This window comes from Mesorhizobium sp. M1348, from assembly GCF_040317925.1.
In the GTDB taxonomy this organism is placed as follows: domain Bacteria; phylum Pseudomonadota; class Alphaproteobacteria; order Rhizobiales; family Rhizobiaceae; genus Mesorhizobium.
This window is the reverse complement of sequence record NZ_JAMYLH010000012.1, coordinates 20651-35275: the sequence shown is the minus strand read 5'-3', so window position 1 is coordinate 35275 and position 14625 is coordinate 20651. Positions and strand designations below refer to the sequence as shown.

At 58.5% G+C, this 14625-nt stretch carries 16 protein-coding genes and 1 pseudogene; 6 read left to right on the top strand and 11 right to left on the bottom strand.

All coding sequences use genetic code 11. The features are described 5' to 3' along the window. Positions 1 to 68: 68 nt before the first annotated feature. The 4 genes and pseudogenes from NKH13_RS20195 to NKH13_RS20180 all read right to left on the bottom strand — a co-directional run. On the bottom strand, positions 69 to 287 hold the full coding sequence (locus NKH13_RS20195) for a hypothetical protein (RefSeq protein ID WP_352566830.1): 219 nt from the start codon (positions 285 to 287) through the stop codon (positions 69 to 71). Between the two features lie 274 nt (positions 288 to 561). Next, on the bottom strand, positions 562 to 789 hold the full coding sequence (locus tag NKH13_RS20190) for a hypothetical protein (protein WP_352566832.1): 228 nt from the start codon (positions 787 to 789) through the stop codon (positions 562 to 564). Positions 790 to 1452: 663 nt separating this feature from the next. Further along, positions 1453 to 1650: a hypothetical protein gene (locus NKH13_RS20185; RefSeq protein ID WP_023722969.1), complete on the bottom strand. Its 198-nt coding sequence runs from the start codon at positions 1648 to 1650 to the stop codon at positions 1453 to 1455. A 431-nt stretch (positions 1651 to 2081) separates the two neighbouring features. Further along, positions 2082 to 2280: pseudogene (locus NKH13_RS20180) on the bottom strand (transposase); the annotation flags it as partial. Between the two features lie 75 nt (positions 2281 to 2355). On the opposite strand from NKH13_RS20180, the gene NKH13_RS20175 reads away from it, so the two are divergent. Beyond that, the gene (locus tag NKH13_RS20175; protein ID WP_352457909.1) at positions 2356 to 2607 is read left to right on the top strand and encodes a DUF6074 family protein; all 252 of its coding nucleotides are present in this window, start codon (positions 2356 to 2358) and stop codon (positions 2605 to 2607) included. 124 nt (positions 2608 to 2731) lie between these two features. After that, complete coding sequence (locus tag NKH13_RS20170; protein ID WP_352913998.1) at positions 2732 to 2878, top strand: hypothetical protein; 147 nt, start codon at positions 2732 to 2734, stop codon at positions 2876 to 2878. A gap of 307 nt (positions 2879 to 3185) precedes the next feature. On the opposite strand, the gene NKH13_RS20165 is transcribed toward NKH13_RS20170, so the two are convergent. The 7 genes from NKH13_RS20165 to NKH13_RS20135 all read right to left on the bottom strand — a co-directional run bounded on the left by NKH13_RS20165 (position 3186) and on the right by NKH13_RS20135 (position 10518). After that, positions 3186 to 4361: a hypothetical protein gene (locus NKH13_RS20165; RefSeq protein ID WP_352618446.1), complete on the bottom strand. Its 1176-nt coding sequence runs from the start codon at positions 4359 to 4361 to the stop codon at positions 3186 to 3188. Positions 4362 to 4367: 6 nt separating this feature from the next. Next, positions 4368 to 4799 carry a hypothetical protein gene (locus NKH13_RS20160; protein WP_352566838.1) on the bottom strand — a complete coding sequence of 144 codons (432 nt, stop codon included), beginning with the start codon at positions 4797 to 4799 and terminating at the stop codon, positions 4368 to 4370. Between the two features lie 178 nt (positions 4800 to 4977). Further along, positions 4978 to 5826, bottom strand: coding sequence for a DUF4238 domain-containing protein (locus NKH13_RS20155; protein ID WP_352566840.1), 849 nt, complete (start codon positions 5824 to 5826; stop codon positions 4978 to 4980). Between the two features lie 12 nt (positions 5827 to 5838). Then, entirely contained in the window at positions 5839 to 7302 is a 1464-nt protein-coding gene (locus NKH13_RS20150; RefSeq protein WP_352618443.1) for a hypothetical protein, read from the bottom strand. A 113-nt stretch (positions 7303 to 7415) separates the two neighbouring features. Then, complete coding sequence (locus NKH13_RS20145) at positions 7416 to 8279, bottom strand: CBASS oligonucleotide cyclase (protein WP_352566843.1); 864 nt, start codon at positions 8277 to 8279, stop codon at positions 7416 to 7418. 7 nt (positions 8280 to 8286) lie between these two features. After that, positions 8287 to 9057 carry a hypothetical protein gene (locus NKH13_RS20140; RefSeq protein WP_352484889.1) on the bottom strand — a complete coding sequence of 257 codons (771 nt, stop codon included), beginning with the start codon at positions 9055 to 9057 and terminating at the stop codon, positions 8287 to 8289. Positions 9058 to 9078: 21 nt separating this feature from the next. Next, positions 9079 to 10518 (bottom strand): SMODS domain-containing nucleotidyltransferase, encoded by a 1440-nt coding sequence (locus tag NKH13_RS20135; RefSeq protein ID WP_352566845.1) that lies wholly within the window; start codon positions 10516 to 10518, stop codon positions 9079 to 9081. Positions 10519 to 10848: 330 nt separating this feature from the next. On the opposite strand from NKH13_RS20135, the gene NKH13_RS20130 reads away from it, so the two are divergent. The 4 genes from NKH13_RS20130 (at position 10849) to NKH13_RS20115 (ending at position 14611) form a co-directional block, all read left to right on the top strand. Further along, the gene (locus NKH13_RS20130; protein ID WP_352566846.1) at positions 10849 to 12198 is read left to right on the top strand and encodes a GrpB family protein; all 1350 of its coding nucleotides are present in this window, start codon (positions 10849 to 10851) and stop codon (positions 12196 to 12198) included. Between the two features lie 289 nt (positions 12199 to 12487). Beyond that, positions 12488 to 12874, top strand: a complete 387-nt coding sequence (locus NKH13_RS20125) for a hypothetical protein (RefSeq protein WP_127253491.1) — start codon at positions 12488 to 12490, stop codon at positions 12872 to 12874. A 172-nt stretch (positions 12875 to 13046) separates the two neighbouring features. After that, the gene (locus NKH13_RS20120; protein ID WP_352618436.1) at positions 13047 to 13823 is read left to right on the top strand and encodes an amidohydrolase family protein; all 777 of its coding nucleotides are present in this window, start codon (positions 13047 to 13049) and stop codon (positions 13821 to 13823) included. 35 nt (positions 13824 to 13858) lie between these two features. Next, the gene (locus NKH13_RS20115; RefSeq protein WP_352469357.1) at positions 13859 to 14611 is read left to right on the top strand and encodes an SDR family NAD(P)-dependent oxidoreductase; all 753 of its coding nucleotides are present in this window, start codon (positions 13859 to 13861) and stop codon (positions 14609 to 14611) included. Positions 14612 to 14625 lie beyond the last annotated feature (14 nt).

The window sequence follows — 14625 nt, the reverse complement described above, 5'->3', positions numbered from 1 at the left end:
GAAAATGGGAAAATAGCGCAGGACGGCGCGCTTTGTTGCGATGCCACAGTGACTGAAGTGGCTGACAGCTACTCGCCACAGTCGAAAGCCACGCAGAGGCCCATGGCAGTTGCTGCCTCGACGATCGCCTCGGTCAGTTCTTCATCGGAGGCCACCAAATAAGGCGCAGTCTCCCGCGTTTCGCGTAGTGCCGCTTTTATCGAGACCGTGTCGCCACGGTCCGCCCTGTTGAGGAGTACAGTGATTGCTTGCTCTAGAAGCGGACCGACCCTTCGCGCGACGCTCATCCAGCCCTCCCCAGGGACACGCCGAAGCGTACTCTACTCCCTACCTGAGCGGCATCAAGGCCATGTACGAATTGTACAAATTGGTACGGCGCTGGGCCGCGACAGTCAGGAATGTTTGTAGAATTTCTGTGGTGGGGATCGGACACCGGCTCGCGAAGACCCTCATGCTCCTCCACGATCCTATTGACGCGCCTCGAGCCGCCTTTCTCCCACAATCCCAGGTCGGTCTGTCCTGACGTACACCGCAGGCGAGAACCAATGGGTTGCCATGAGGCTATTCGCGAAGATCGAACCCGACGAACAGGCCAAAGGCTGGGGCAACATTGACAATAACCTCCACCAGCTCGCAGTCAGTTTCCGCCAGATGTGGCCCGTCTCGGCGCACCGCTGCGATAGTCTCTTTGACGGAGATGATTTGGCCGCGACGGGCTTGTAGGATCAGCTCGTGAACAAGGTGTTTGGCAGTCGCTTTGTCGGGTCGGCAGTTCGTCCAAACGTTCATACAAGGCCTCCCACCTCAGCGAGAACCCAAGGGGATATTCATTACCCTCTATCGGGAAAAATCAAGAAGAAATGTTTGGCGGAATTTCTGAGCGGGAACCAGAGAAAAAAGTACGGAGCGAGCCTCTGTACTCTTCCGCTTTGACGCTCAGTCAGCCCGCTAAGGGACTTCTTCCGTCGGCCCCTGTTTGGCCCGATCAATAGCCGCAAGTAATGACTGTAGGGTTGGCGGCAGTTCTGGTTCGACCTCCAGATTTAAGAACGTTTGTACGTGATGACGATAGCCTTCGGAACGGATCAGTTTCCGAAACGCTTCGGAGACAGACTGATGGTCTGCTTTGTTGCTCGTTGTCATGTTCGGGAAGTCCGTCCCAATCAGCCGCAACTCGCCCGCAACGAATGGGTTCCATCAGGAGGTCGGAATATTTGGTAGAAATTTCTGAGCGGGAGATCGGATAACTGGCTCGCGCGAAGACACCCCGTGCCCCCTTCGTTTGCCGCAGCATTAACCTCGCTCTTTGAACTGAAATTCGTGTCTATCTAGCGTCGGCGTTGCACATCGTGGACGTTGGAATGCTTCTGTCCAATGTTTGCTCACGCTGTGATGCCAACGGGCAGGCTCTTGCGGCAGGGTGCCGCAAGGCGAATGAAACGCCGGCCCAGTTCAACCCGCGCGACGTCCTTCAAAGCTGGGGGGATCGATCTTCACCAAGCGGTCTGCGGCCTCGACCGCAGTTCGTATCCTGCTGCACAGCGCGAGATTTTCCGCCAGCATTTCTTCAGTGCGTTGAAGCGCGAGCTCGGTCCGGTGGATGCGCTGCCTGGCATTGGCAACTTCCGATGTCAAAAGATCGGCCGCCATCCCGTGGCCGTGGGGTTCCATAGTGTCCATGGGTTTCTAATACATGGGGGGCGATATCGTTCCCTGAGGTCGGGCGAAACGGCGGGCCGCAGAAAAGGAGAATAAGCGCTCCCGGTTTGGCTATGGCGCTCGCCGGCGATGATGACGCGCTTGCGCGGTTGAGGCGGGACGATCGCGAGCATCCGGACGTAACCCGGTATTTCAAGCGGCTCGGCATCCCGCGACCCTGACCTGTTATCAAAAGTTATGGTCGCGGCGACTGTCTAAAATAGACATTAAGTAGATGTCGCGGCCCGACAGGGCTCCACACAAGAGCGAACCGTTGCTGCCTTGCGCATCGCCCTCTAGGCCGCCGGCGTCGAGTTCATCCCGGAGAACGGCAGCCGCGCCGGCGTGAGGCTCCGCAAACCTTAGGCCGTAGACTCGTTACTGCGCAGCCACACACCTGCTTTTCGCCATCGGACGAAGCGGTTGCAACAGGTGGTGCGCGGGCCATAGCGCTGAGGCAGGTCGCGCCATGGAGCACCGGAGCGCAGCACCCAGAAGATGGCCGTTCAGCACGCGCCGATCATCAACACGTGGCACACCTCTTGGCTTGTTGGGTAGACGCTTTATTCCATTGCTGACCATTGTCCAAAAGCGCTGTTAACCAAATTTTCTCACCCGCCAATGCTTATTCGCGCGACTGAAGGGGTGAGGTGATCGATGTGTGATTCAAACATAAGCGCGTTTCCGCTGCATCGGCGGCGGAAGTTGGTCGAAGGGATCGCCCGGGTCCTGGAATCCAAGAACGGGAAGGACGCGAACGCCTTCTGGCGCAACACCGCCAAGGCAATTCTCGTTCAACTGTCCGAATCAGGAATTGCACCCGGGGTCGCCGAACAGGAAGTTGGAACGCTTCTTCATGCTGTCTTGGGCGATATCGCCACCCGCAGTGCTGCGAAACTTGCACAATAGCATCGGCTCACGATGAAGGATTGCCGCATAGAGACGCCCCGGGCTCCACAAGCGTAGCACCACTGCATCCGTCAAACGCAGGTTTCTCACTGCGGATGAAAAGATAGGCGCGTTCGTCGAAATCATGCGCGCGAATGTGCTCTCGGGCGAGATACGGCTCCGCCTCGCCTGTCCGGCGGTCATCGACGAAATCGAGGTAGGCGATGCGGAAACCGGCATTCAGGGAAGGCCGACGGACCTTTTCCACGAGCTGAACCCGCAAAACCAATGAGCCGCCGTTGAGTTCCAGTCTGCCATTTTATGCGACTTTCGAAGCACAAAAGGCGAACATGGAGAGGCGCGTTGTGTGTCCTTCGAGGTCAATAGCCCTGGCTCTTCGCAGCTCCGGCGGACATTATGAATGACTGGAAGGGGGTCGACTGCGGTCCGTCCGGTTTCGGTCGCGGTTGATGGAAAGCTGCCCATAACCAACCGACGCCCTTTCCGCCGCTCGTACTCGAAATACCGAAACCCCGATAGCGGTCATTGCCCGTAATAATGTCAATTCGCTTCGCTGCGCATGCGCAGCGATTTCGGGCTCAACTCCGAAGCGCCAAATCGCGGCGGAACCGATCGCTGTGGAGATATGCCTGGGGCGCGACGCCTTCGGAGCGGGCGCTTTCCGCCCCTTCCTCGGCCGCGGCCGTTGCCTGCGCTCGTGCAGCGCGCTCCACCATCTCGCGCGTTACGACTTTGCTGTGATCCCGCTCACGGTAGAGACGCGCATACTCGGAGTCGTCGACATCGCCCGGACCATAGTCATGGTAGTCGAGATGACGCCAACCCCGTTCCGTGAGGTTCATGCCGTATTCTACGCCGACAAATCCGCTCAAGGGCACGATATAAGTCTTAACGAAGGGAACGTCCTCGTATGTCCGCTTGATGAACTGCGCGCCGGGCGTGTTTTCGACAAACCATGGTTGCCGGCCGAACCCGCCAAACTGCAGTTGGATGATGCGGCCGAGCGTTTTCAATGCCGATAGAGCGTCCTCCCGCATTGTGGAGTAGGTCGCGGGATTAAAGTGGACAGAGCGGTTGCGCAGCGTCGCCAGCTCCATGAAAGCCATCCCAACATCAGGCAAGAGCACGCCCCAGTCTTCCAGCACGCGCACGGCGAACCGCCAGTCATCGAAAGACTCGCTGCGATAAACACGGCGGTAGTACGGCGACGCTTTGTAGTGATCCCGAAGGTCCAGGATGAGGTGATTCAGGATGCGCTCGCCGAGGGCGCACGCAGCGACCAAGGCTGGGAAGTAGAGCCCTGATACAAAGGCGCGGCGCGCCTGTTCATGCATCAGGTTATGATAACTGACGATGGAGAACGCCTTTGCGCCAAGGTCCTTAGTGTCCTGGATCACTTGCGCATGGCGGCGTTCGCCGTACTCGGCCTTGAGCCTCTCAATCGCCTTGTTGCGGTTCTCGATATGGAGCGCCTTCCCTTTCTCCTCCCAGTGCTCGCTCGGATCGTCAAGACTCATCGAAGTGGAGTCGAAATCATAGGCAAACGGGTGATACCGCCGCCGCCCGCGGTCTCGCACGGATTCGTGCCCCTCATGGTCGTAGAGGCCGCGCGGCAGGTCGGCGACCGTGATGAACCCTTCTGATACAGTGCTCTCCGCGTGGCCGTTGCTCTCGGTCTCAGCGGCTTCCTGGCGCTTGGGCGCCACCTGCACAGGCTTATTATCTTCGGCAGCAGTCGGCTCTTGGTCGGCCATGGTCCGTCAGCCCGCCGTCGCGGGTGCGGCCGTTCGGCGGCGCATCCTCGCCTTCAGCGCATCCGGATGGATATTGCCCATAAGATGGCCGCATCCTGTTGTAGGGAAGGGCGAAGGCTTGTTCTTGCCCCCGACCGCCTCGAGCTTTTCGTATAGCCCTTCGCTGACGGTTAGCATACGTGGATCGGCCCAGATAAAGAGATTATCGTCAACGAACTTCCTCATTCTGAAGATCCATGAACTCGGCGCGCCGGACGCCGAACCACAATGTGCGCTTGCCATATAGACCCTCCGCGAGGGTGTCGAACGTGATAATCTTGAATCGTCGCGCTCTTCGGTGTCAATACGGCTGCGCCGCAGTTCGCTCTCCGCGTATTCGGCGCGGCGGCCGAACACCAACATTAATTTCGGGTACGTTGGGTTGCGTTGCATCGTCACCGGCACACTGATCGTGCTCAGCTGATTGAAGAAGGCCTGCGGGTTACCTTCGATCGAAAGTCAGCCTGCCAACTGCTGATCTGCTGCGTGCACGAAATCCGGGTGGTACTCGTGGCCGCCGTCCATATAGAAGCGCGAGGTCGGCCTTACCCGCGAGCCCTCGGATATTCGGATTTGTTCACCGAGCATTGGCTATGGATTTGACCAGCGCTGCTGAACCGGCAGCGATGGTGCCACTCTGGCCTGCGATCGCAATGTTGAGCTGCCGCACTGGGCGTTCATCGACCGTATCGTGAAGACTTATCTTTCCGTCGCCTTGTCCTGCTCCCACGGCAACGTCTGACGCGATCGGGAGCCACATCTCGACCGTCGGATCGTTAAGATCGGTGCGATTGGGCGCGGTTAGTTTCACGACTGGCCGGCTGCCGACGATGAAGCTTTTCTTCGGCTGGACGATGCGCAGTATGGCGATGCCACGTCGCTCGAGCACGCGCATAACCTCTGCACTCGGTTGTCCGATTGTCTGAACTCGAACGTTGCGTACTGTTCGAGCCTTGGCATCGGCCGTCGCGAGCGCTTCGATTTCGTCAAGTCGATGGGGTGCGGCTTGGCGGAGCTCGTCGAGTGTATCCTCAACCATTCGCAGTGCTTCAGCATCGGAGACGTTGGCTCGTTGGGTCTCAGGACTGCGTCGCCACTGGGTTAGAAAGAATATGTACCAGAGGCGCTTTTGCTCGGATGTAAGGACGGGAAGCCGGCCCTCCCGTGCCGGCACCAGAATGGATTGCACGACTCCAACAGCCTCGCTCTCAAGAACTGAAAGAGCGTGCTCCATTGCCGGATCCTTGGCCCCGGTTTCAGAAAGCGTGCTGTACAGATGATTCTGATGGAACAGTTCAAGAGGTCTTGCGCGGCGGACCGTGACGGGTCGTTCGCAGAGGCGGCACCAGTGCAGCCAGCCATCCGAGTCTGTGAAGCCATTCAGAATCATCTGCGGCACGTAGTGATGGCGCTTGGGAACTGACATCGGTCCGATGGTCTAGGTGCTAGTTGTGATGCACGGCGGTGCCATCAACAGATCGCCGTCGATACGACGTGGATCGAGAAACTCAGGTCGGCGGATGAGGATCTTAAGCAGGCCACGCAATGCATCGAGCGCCAGGTCCTTCGCCGCCAAATCCCGTTCTGCATGTGCGTCGGCAGCGCCAATTCGTCGCCGAGTGCCATGGACAATGGCTGATCGGGTCGAATAGACCACCGCGATCGCGTCACTCATGGCTTTCGCACCAGCTTGACCTCCCTCGATACCTGCCAACGCGGCTGCGCGCATCCGGAGCTTCCACGAGATCGCCTGCCCGTCTCCGTCGCCAAGTAAAACCTCAAGAGCGATTGTGGCGTCGAGAATTGCGTCGGCGAGGTCACTGCGCGTCATTGCCGTGTTCAGGCGACGGGTGGCCAAGGCAAGCCTTTCGCCTGTTGAACTTTCCAATGCTTCAAGAAGGCATGCGACCTTGCGCATCTGCGCCTTGCTGACGAGGGGTAGGTCCGCACGGTTCCAACCAAAATCGTCGAACACCTCGGGATAGCGGCGTGCGCCAACGGCATAAACATTGGGCAGCCCATAATTATGCCGGTGACGCCAGCCCCTCGCAAGCCGGATTTCCTGCGCATATCCAGTCTCGATCCCGGTCTCGAGCCGGAGCGCAGCGAATAGCGCATCGATGCGCTCGCGTGCTTCCGAGCTGAAGTTCGATAGTGTCTGGCTAAGCTCGATCCAATTGCCGTTCGGAACGTCCCATCCGGTAAGCACGAAAGCATGGGTCGCGGCCGCGAGCACTTGGTCATGACCGTTAGCGCCGTAGGCCTTCATCTCCCATCGCGCTCGTTGCAAATCTGGCGACATCCGCATGATATAGGCAGAGGGTCCGAGGCGCACCCGGTCGAAGTCGAACCGGACGAGTGCGACCGGTGCGAGCACCGCAAGCTTCAGGCGCGAGTCAAACAATCCTTTGAAAAGCGGCTTCAGAACGACATCGCGGGTCGCGCCCGTCGCGGGGGCCGCGCCGAAGCGAAGAAAATGAACATCCGCAGCCCGCGCGACTAGAAGGTCGATAGCGACCCTTGCTAACGGATTTTCCGCGTCGGATCCCGTCGGGGGAATGCGGGCGATTTCGGGGTATTCAAGGGCGAACGCTGCCAGCCTCGCCACTGCAGGGAAACGAATGGGTGGGAACCTGCCTAACTGACGCGCCTCAGGGTCGTTGTAGGGAGGTTCGAGCAGTGAAGCATATTCTAGCGGACCCACCCCCGTCCAAGCGCCATCGCCCAACGATGCCATGCCGTTGTTATGCAGCGAGAAGGTCGGATATCTGCTCACCTGGGATGGTTTGCCGCCACCCTCAAGCTTAGAAAGAATGGCAGATACGACTTCATCATACGCTTCGGCCAGCAGCTTGCCTAGGCGTCTCTGTAGCGCGCTCTCCTGGGCGGCTTCCTCATCCATCAAGTTTCCCCTGGTCGAGCAGCGACTTCCGAGTTGGTTTGTTGGAAACTAACATGCAACCAGCCCGAGGCTTAAGACTGCTGCCCGTTTTTCGTTCTTCGAGTGTGGTCGCCTCATCCGTATGCGGGGAAATAGTCAGCAAAAATCGACCGCCATTCGTCGATCGCCAGCTTCGCATATCCCTGGTTCGAGTAGTTTTCCGCAGTACGGGCCCGCCGATATGCCTGGTCGAGAGCGGCGATCATCCTGTCGGCCTCGGACTTAGCGAGATAGGAAGCGACGTCGTCGCTGTAGCCGGCGGGATCGGCAATCTTGGTCCAGACCTTGTCCCTCATTTTGTCGAATGCCCATCGAGCGCCGCTCGGATAGTCGGTGATAGTGACGTCCTTCAGAACATGGCGCACTAGGACCTCCAGATGAAAGGAGCGGAAGAGATCTCCCTTCTCGCGGTTCCAGCACTTCAGCATCTTGATCAGTGGCACGAGTGAGCCGTGGTGAGCTTTGTTGGACGCGGACCACAAGTCGACGTGCTTCTTCGGATCCGTGGGGATCCATCTCTTCAGGTGCGAGTCGGGAATAAGAAACCCACCGCCAGTTCGATAAAAGCCCGGAACGACATCGACCTTGAAATCCGTGAAGGTGATGGTCACCGCTTGGCCGTCGGGCTTTATTTTCGGTGTCTTCGGATACCTCTTCTTGAGTGTCGTCATCACGGATGACAGCAGTGCATGCTGGCTTTGGTCCGTGTAGTATTTCGGATCGAGCACGATGAAGACGTCGATGTCTGCCGTCGTGAGGGGTGCGATCATCGTGTTTCGGCGATAGGATCCGGTCAGAAAGGATTCGAGAACTTCGAAATCTTCGGCGACCGTGTCCCGCACGTTCTGCTGACGGCTGGACGTAGTGCTTTCCTGAAGACTTGTGATTTCAAGGTTCGTTCTGAATTGGCGAAAGCCCTCCGATATAGTTGTGACCATGTTTGCCTCAGATTCCGAGACGACCGCGAATCTGATCCCATTCCTTCGTCAGGCGGGCGTTGTGCTTATGAAACAGCCTAGATGAGAGAAGGATCGCGGCCGTAGATTTCGTCGTCTCATAGAACGAAAAAAAGTCGATCGCCTGCGATTGAGCTGCGGGTCGCGAGAAGGCCTGCTTTCCTGTGAACAGTCGAGTTAGATTATTGAAAACCTGCTCGCTGCGGATACGGAGCCATTCCATCCGGAGCCACCGGGCGATGATATCCTCACTGAAGACCGCCTGAGCCGCGACAGCAAGGACTTCGAGATTCGTGGAGCGATTCAGGACGGCGACGAAGTAGATCACGAGGTAACCTGCGGTCTTCGTTCGCTGTCCGACGAGCATCTTTCGAACAATCTCGCGCGTGAAGAACGTGCTTTCCATGACCGACGCCGCGAGGCGCTTCAACGGGTTTGTCTGGTCATTATTGTAGTAGCCGACTGTCTCTTCATGCGTCAGCATCACGCCGTAACTGTTCGACAGCAATTCCTGCCGGCGTTCGTCTTCGGCACGAGGAAAGAGATAGAGCTTCTGGATCTGTCCCTGAAAAAAGAACAGCAGCACGCAAACGATGAAGACGATCTGCACGATATCGTAGACAATCGGATAGGCCACCTTATCGGCGAAAAGCGCCGCAATCGAGAGGATCGAAACTACCCAGAACAGTCCAGATCCGACAGCTTCGGCCCACTCGAGGGGCTTGTAGTAGTTGCCACCTACCGTATCTAGCCTGGGCATCGATAGCTCCCTTCCCTCAACCTACTTGATCACAGCGTAGAACGGCTCGCTGAAACCAACGAGCCGATCATCGCTTCTACGGATGATAAATGCTTCCGCCATGTGGACGCCACGATATTCGAGCGCTTCCCAGCGACGGTCACCGTCGGTAGGCTTCTCGAAGCCGCCCCGCCCTTTCTTGAGGGCCATCGCCACTGCCCCGGTATTGGTGATGCGCCACCGCACGTAGCAGTCAGCCGGCACCGTCTGGAACTTGTTGACACGAACGTCGAACCAGAGACCACCCCGCGGGGGTAACGCCTCGCCTGAATTGATCGGATATCCCTTGGCAGAATACTGGGACGCGCGATATTCGGCGAAGACCTGGACGTTCCGAGAAACGTGTTCGGCGGGCTCCCAACGCGGGACCTGGAGGTGGGTTGGCGTTCGGAACCACAATGGAAGGATGCTGATACCAAAGTCGATTACGTTGTCGACTAGGCTATCGAGGTGGGCTGCCCCTTCCATGAGAAGCGCACTCGTTCGCTGCATCGCAGAAGCCTCGGTCTTCTTTACGTTCTCTCCCTTTGCAAAATCGTCGCCGAAGACCTTGCGCCATTTTTCGATGCTGTCAGAGCGGGTCTCGGCATCGATCGCTTCATCGATCCATAACCGGTACTTGTTCACGAAGTTTCGGAAGTTCGCGTACTGGGTATCGTTCCATAGGTCGGCAAAATCCTGGGTGGGGAGCGAAGGGTTGTTGACTTCCGGCTTGTCTGGCCGTGCCTGCAGCCAGTCGTCGAGCCTACGCATGATTGTCTGCAACGCACTTGGCGTGTCCGCGAACGCGTCCGAATCCTTGTCGAACCACTCGATTCGGTGACCAATGAGAGTCGTTAAAAGAACCGACTGGCAGCTGAAACGCTTCTTGATGTCCCGGATGTATTTGATGAGCCGGGTCGCCTTGCGAAACGAGTTATTGCCCGAGTACCCGTTCTTCTCGCGGATCCATCGAGTGTATTCGATGGGCTGGGATTCGTCGAATTTGTCGTTGCGCTTGTCGCAGACCTCGAGCGTTCCTTGATACTCGCGATCCATCACTAACGGAGCGATATCTATCTTACAATCGTCCGCATAGGTGATCGTGACGCAGTAATCATAAACGACTGTCTTGTCGGCATATCGTCCGCTCTCAAGGAAAACGCGCCCCAGGTCCTTCACGTATTGAGCGGCACTCCAGCCATCGACCGGCCGAACCCTGACGAGCAGATCGGCGTCGAATTCTCCGCCATCCACCGGGCGGATGATTGTGTCGTGCGCCCACGAGCCCTGCTCGATGAAGGTGGAGATTGTCGGTTCCCAGTCGGATTCTCGAAGAAAGCTATTAATCGTCTCCGCTCGGTCCTCTAGCAGTGTAATACGGGTTTGATTGAGATTGACGGTATCGGATAGAAAGTTTTTGAAGTCATTTACAAGTTTCACACTGCCCCCCTTGATATGTGCTAGTCCCCAACGGCTGTCGAAACGCTCACGTTCCCGACTGGCTCTCATTGGCGGAACGAGAGGTACGGAAAGCCAAGGAATGCCGCACGGGTTTGCGAACAAGAAAGAGATAATCTGCTCTACATGACCGAGAGTTAAAATGAGAATTTAACTCTCATACGGGGACGAATGCTTTTTGGATAGATTGCGAGAAACCGATGCGTAGCCCGCGTGCCGTGACCAAGCCGAACACGTATCATGGCGTCCATGGTAATGTGGTCGAGCAGTACAAGATCCAGGGTGTTTGATTCTGCCATGCGTGGAGAGAAAATGGCTGCGCATGATAAGGTACGCATTGTCGCGCACGACGAAGAATGGGCCTCGCGTTGTGCCGGCGAGGCGGAGGCGATCCGCGCTGTCATTGCACCGGCGCGAGCATTTATTGATCATGTAGGATCTACGGCGATCCGCGGTCTTATGGGCAAGCCGTGCATTGACCTCCTGGTCTCCCTTCTCGACTGGTCAGAAGCACAACAAGTCGCCGCAACGCTGAAAGCAGCGGGCTATGTCGAGGAGGAGAGTTGCGATAACCCACCGCGCATTTTTCTTGTGAAACCCGATCCCGTCACGCCCTTTCACCTTCACCTGGTTCCCAACGGCAACTCTTGGGGACAGGACATGATTGTATTTCGCGACGAGTTGTCCGGCGATCCAGACCTAGCGAGCCGCTATGCCGCTCTCAAGCAACGCCTTGCGCAGGCGTATCCGACCGACGCCAAGGCCTACACTCGAGGCAAGTCTAGCTTTGTCGCCGAGGTTCTGCGTAATGCAGCGGGGGCGTTTAGTAATGACCGCCTGCTGACCCATCAGCGTGCGGAGCTGAACCGTGCGCAGGCATACCAGAACCTGGCACTTGCCGCCCAACTTGGTGTTGCGGCCATCGCCGCAATCTCAGTCTATTCCAGTGACAACGCCACCCTTCTCAACTTCGCGCTCATCGGCTTCGGGCTTGCCGGCTTTTGGCTCTTGCTGGGCAGCAGGCAGCGGAAGCACCGCTCGGCTGGCGACCAAGCGCGCCGGGCGGTGCTCTTGGCAAGCGGTCTCAATGCACGGTTCTCGGCAGAGCAGCGGCTTAGAATCTTTGACGGCTTCACCGCACCCATCGAAAACAAGCCAATGGTGCGCGAGGAAAGCTACTTTGCGAGCCGCGCAGAGCCGAGTTATTTCCGCCTGGCCGAGTTGATTGAAGAATCAGCATATTGGACGCGCGACTTGCAGCGCGCGAGTGCCCAAGCGATGTGCCTCGTGCTGGTTGCGGTTGCGCTTCTGATGGGCTTCACGCTCTGGCATGCTATGTCTTCGATGTCCACCGACGCACAGGTCTCACTTGCGCGCGTGCTGGTGGCGGCCCTAGTTTTTCTGCTTTCGTCCGATACAGTCGGCACGATGATCGCACACAAGAACGCCGCCGGCGCTATCGATGATGTCCTCCAACGCGTCGAAAGTGCGGCCGCACGTGGCTACACAGAGCCGGACCTGCTGCTACTCCTGTCGGACTACAATGCGGTCGTCGAAGGCGCACCAGTCGCTTTGCCGGGTATATATCAACTCCGTCGCGGCAAACTCACCCGCAGATGGCGCGCTTATCTCGAGAATAAGCGACTAACCGAGCTGAGCTGAAGCGTCTCGGCGATCAACTCAGCCCTGCAGCTCACTAGCGTGCGGAGAGCGCGAGTGTCGGCTGCTACCGGAAGCTACTTTCGCTTCACGACGTGAGATGAGGTGCGACCAAAACCTCCAGCATGTTTAATCCCGATGTCCGCTCCCAGACACAGGCTAAGTTTCCCTCTACGGCCGGCATCAGGCGCATTGCCGCGCAGGCAGTGTGGTGGAAGGCGTCGGGCCTCTGTCCACTTGCTATGCCTCGAAATGTGCATATATTGTGCGTATGAGAGGTCGGAGATTTGTCATGGCCCACGCACAGCTCGCACATTCCACGGTGGTTTCAGGCTTTGTCGATAGCCTTCAGGAGCCGCGCACGCCTTATATCTCGCCGAAGCGCCTGTCACAGGCGCTTGGCGTAAAGGTGGCCAACCTCGCCCAGTTGACCGGTGTCCACCGCAACACGCTCCGTAACCCGTCATCGGAGCGCCTGCAGGGCCGGATGCGCGAGATGGTGAAGGTGATCTCGGCCGCGACGGAACTCACCGGCGATGTCGACAAGGCAATCTACTGGTATCGCAACGAGCCGATCGCCGACTATGGCCATCGCACCGCAGCCGAGCTCGTCGCCGACGGTCAGGTCGAGGCAGTTCTGGCTTTTATTCGTGATCTCGAGAACGGGGCGCGCGGGTGAAGATCGCCCACGTCGGCCCGGATGAAATCTTCCATCGTTATTTGACGCCAAAATGGGCTTTCCTGCCAACCAGCGGTGCAGGCGCTGCGATCGACGGTGGCCGTTTCAACCGGCCTGGTGTCGAAGCCGCTCCAGCTGATCGACCCAGCGATCGGCGAAGCGATCATCGATAATGCCGGCACGCAAATTGTCCCTCCACGAAGGCCAGATCGTCCAGATCGCTCGTGCCCTTTCCACCGGAGCCGAAGTGCTGCTTCTCGATCCCGGCGATCCGGTTGGGGAAACGCGCTGGCTGCAGGAGATCGCCAACAAGCGAGGCTTTCCGCATGGCATCGTCGGCTATGCCGACCTGTCCCAACCCGACGTCGGCGACCTCCTCGACCGCCACATGGAATATCCGACTTCCGCGGCATGCGGCAGACCGATGAATTATCATCCCGACCCCGCCAAGACCTATCTGGCGCGGCCGGAGGTCAGTCGTACGCCCGAATGGCGGCGCGGCTTCCGGGAGCTGGCGAAGCGCGGGCTGAGCTTCGACCCGCAGCTCTACTATCCGCAGATGAGCGAGTTCCTCGAACTGGCGCGCGACTTTCCCGACGTGCAGATCATTCTCAATCACACCGGCATGCAGGTCGACGGCGCCGAGCATTTTGGCGCCTGGAAAAAAGGCATGCACCAGTTAGCGCAAGCGCCGAACGTCGCCTGGATCTCGGGCCTCGGCATGGGCGACTGGACTTGGACCACGTTCTCGATCCGTCCTTATGTCGAGGAGGCGATCGCAGCCTTCGGCGTCGGCCGCTCGATGTTCGCGACGAACTTCCCCGTCGACAAGCTGTTCTCGAGCTTCGACGCCATTTTGAACGCCTTCAAGGAAATTACGATCGCCCACCCGCACGAGGAGCGGCTCGCGCTGTTCCATGACAACGCCGCCCGGTTCTACCGACTTTAGATCGCCGGCAAACAGAAATAGCAGGAGAGTTCGACTTGTTGCTGAAGGGCAAGGCCGTGGTGATTTCGGGGGCCGCGGGCCCCCGGGGAATTGGCCGCTCCACGGCAGCGCTGATGGTACAGCACGGGGCTCGCGTTGCAATACTCGACCTCGATGACGGGCAAGCGCGTGACGCCGCTGCGTCGCTTGGACCCGACCATTTCGGCCTTGCGTGCAACGTCGCGGACCTCGACGCCTGCAAGAGGGCGGCGGCGCAAGTGACAGAAACCTTGGGCAGGATCGATGTGCTCTGCAATAATGCGGGCGTCACGCAGCCGGTCAAGACGCTGGAGATCAGCGCGGCTGACTGGGACCGCATCCTCGATGTCAACCTACGCGGCGTGCTCCATCTCAGCCAGGCATTCATCCCGAACATGCGCGAAAATGGCGGCGGCTCGATCATCTGCATGTCGTCAGTTTCGGCCCAGCGCGGCGGCGGCATCTTCGGTGGCCCGCACTATTCGGCTGCCAAGGCGGGTGTTCTGGGGCTTGCCAAGGCCATGGCGCGCGAATTCGGTCCCGAAGGCATCCGCGTCAACTGCATCACACCGGGCCTGATCCAGACCGACATCACCGGCGGCAAACTGACCAACGCCATGCGCGCCGACATCATCAAGGGAATCCCGCTCAGCCGGCTGGGCGAGGCGCGCGACGTAGCCGGCGCCTATCTCTTCCTGGCTTCCGATCTGGCCAGCTACATCACCGGCGCCGTGATCGATGTCAACGGTGGGATGCTAATCCATGGCTGAGTGGACAACGGAGC

Coding starts and splice junctions, on each gene's coding strand:
- NKH13_RS20195 (WP_352566830.1), bottom strand. CDS start 287: ATGAGCGTCGCGCGAAGGGTCGGTCCGCTTCTAGAGCAAGCAATCACT.
- NKH13_RS20190 (WP_352566832.1), bottom strand. CDS start 789: ATGAACGTTTGGACGAACTGCCGACCCGACAAAGCGACTGCCAAACAC.
- NKH13_RS20185 (WP_023722969.1), bottom strand. CDS start 1,650: ATGGCGGCCGATCTTTTGACATCGGAAGTTGCCAATGCCAGGCAGCGC.
- NKH13_RS20175 (WP_352457909.1), top strand. CDS start 2,356: ATGTGTGATTCAAACATAAGCGCGTTTCCGCTGCATCGGCGGCGGAAG.
- NKH13_RS20170 (WP_352913998.1), top strand. CDS start 2,732: ATGCGCGCGAATGTGCTCTCGGGCGAGATACGGCTCCGCCTCGCCTGT.
- NKH13_RS20165 (WP_352618446.1), bottom strand. CDS start 4,361: ATGGCCGACCAAGAGCCGACTGCTGCCGAAGATAATAAGCCTGTGCAG.
- NKH13_RS20155 (WP_352566840.1), bottom strand. CDS start 5,826: ATGTCAGTTCCCAAGCGCCATCACTACGTGCCGCAGATGATTCTGAAT.
- NKH13_RS20150 (WP_352618443.1), bottom strand. CDS start 7,302: ATGGATGAGGAAGCCGCCCAGGAGAGCGCGCTACAGAGACGCCTAGGC.
- NKH13_RS20145 (WP_352566843.1), bottom strand. CDS start 8,279: ATGGTCACAACTATATCGGAGGGCTTTCGCCAATTCAGAACGAACCTT.
- NKH13_RS20140 (WP_352484889.1), bottom strand. CDS start 9,057: ATGCCCAGGCTAGATACGGTAGGTGGCAACTACTACAAGCCCCTCGAG.
- NKH13_RS20130 (WP_352566846.1), top strand. CDS start 10,849: ATGGCTGCGCATGATAAGGTACGCATTGTCGCGCACGACGAAGAATGG.
- NKH13_RS20125 (WP_127253491.1), top strand. CDS start 12,488: ATGGCCCACGCACAGCTCGCACATTCCACGGTGGTTTCAGGCTTTGTC.
- NKH13_RS20120 (WP_352618436.1), top strand. CDS start 13,047: ATGCCGGCACGCAAATTGTCCCTCCACGAAGGCCAGATCGTCCAGATC.